Origin of the sequence: Candidatus Aquicultor secundus, from assembly GCF_002791875.1 — a bacterium.
GTDB lineage: Bacteria > Actinomycetota > Aquicultoria > Aquicultorales > Aquicultoraceae > Aquicultor_A > Aquicultor_A secundus.
Window position 1 is genome coordinate 1 of record NZ_PFNG01000098.1, and the last position, 1,436, is coordinate 1,436.

Annotated in this window: 1 protein-coding gene; it reads left to right on the forward strand. The window is 47.9% G+C overall.

All coding sequences use genetic code 11. The features are described from left to right. Positions 1–255: 255 nt before the first annotated feature. The coding region (locus COY37_RS04255; RefSeq protein WP_286976307.1) for an O-antigen ligase family protein at positions 256–1,436 on the forward strand (1,181 nt) is incomplete at its 3' end.

Genomic DNA, 1,436 nt, shown 5'->3' on the forward strand with positions numbered 1-1,436 from the left:
AAAGCCATTTTTTAGGGGTCAAAGTTTTGCTGCCCTAAGTGGACGCTATTCAAACCTTGCGTTGTTGGAGAAGTTGGCTAAGTATGTTGCTGACCAATGCTTTCCTGAAATCTTCCCGATTACCAAAAATCTCGGCTCGTCACCGACTTTTACCGGCATCTCAATATCTTGAGTAAGTCCGGTAACAGTAACTAGCAAAAGACCCGGTTGTGTGCGATAGTGGAATCACATGAAAGACCGCTCCTTTGAATGATTATGGATGACAGCAGTAGCAAAGACAAACTGGTCGCAGAGATAGATGATATTTTATTATGGTGCACGGTAGCCGCGCCGTTTATCGTTCTTCTGGTTTTCTCCCCGTTTAACATGGATAGTTATAGCTTACCCAAGCTTACCGCGCTTTTTTTAATCACCCTGTTTCTTACTTACTTTCAGATGCGGCGCTGGCTTGAAGAGGGTGTCATAAGAGTACCTATCCATAAGGCATTTCTCTTGGTAGGAGTTTTTCTTTTAGTCCTTGCGATTACAACCTTCAGCTCAGCAAATCCGTTGGCAAGCCTGATCGGAAGATTTGAAAGGTACGAGACCTTGCCCGCGTATATCTGTTACGCGATCCTTTTCTGGTTTTCATTTAAAGCGGCCCAGGAGAACGGGTTCAAGCAGAGCTTTAATGCGCTCTTTATGGTTACGTTCACCGTGATAAACATCTTTGGCCTTTTCGATGCCCTGGGCGCAAATATGTCTCAAGCGGCAGTGAAAAACGCCGGCAGGATAGCCTCAACGATCGGAAACCCTGTCTTTTTTGGTGCGTTCTTGGCGATATCCCTGCCCATATTGATTGCAAAAGCCCTATTTCCCCCAGAGCAGCGAAAGCGATTCTGGGACGATCCTAGAGTAGCGTTTGCACTTATCGGTCTCGGCTTGGCAATGCTCGTAAGCACCATTTCAAGAGGCGCCTGGCTTGGCGCCGTAATCGGCTCGCTGATACCCCTCTATAAACGATTTAAGAGCCGGAAAAACTCGTCCATAAAAGGGGCACGGTACCCGTACTGGCTGCTCCTGGTCCCGGTGGGTATTGTATCCGGAATCCTTCTTTCGGCATCGGTAAACTCGGGAACCTCCTCTGTCGTTAATATGGCCAGCTCACCCAGTTCTCTTGGAACCCGTATCGAACTCTGGAAATCCTCCTTGCAGATGATCGCACACAAGCCGCTTACCGGTTACGGCCTGGGACAAACTAACGACTGGATAAATCCCTTTTTAACGCTTAAGTTTACCCAGATCGAAAGCGGTTTTGTTGACCGGGTACATAATATCTATCTACAGTCCGTGATTGACGGTGGGGCGCTGCTACTGCTTGCGCAGCTCTGGCTCATCACTTACGTTGTATTGAAAGGCCTCAGGGCGGCTAGAAACAACTCGGATTACCTAGCAAT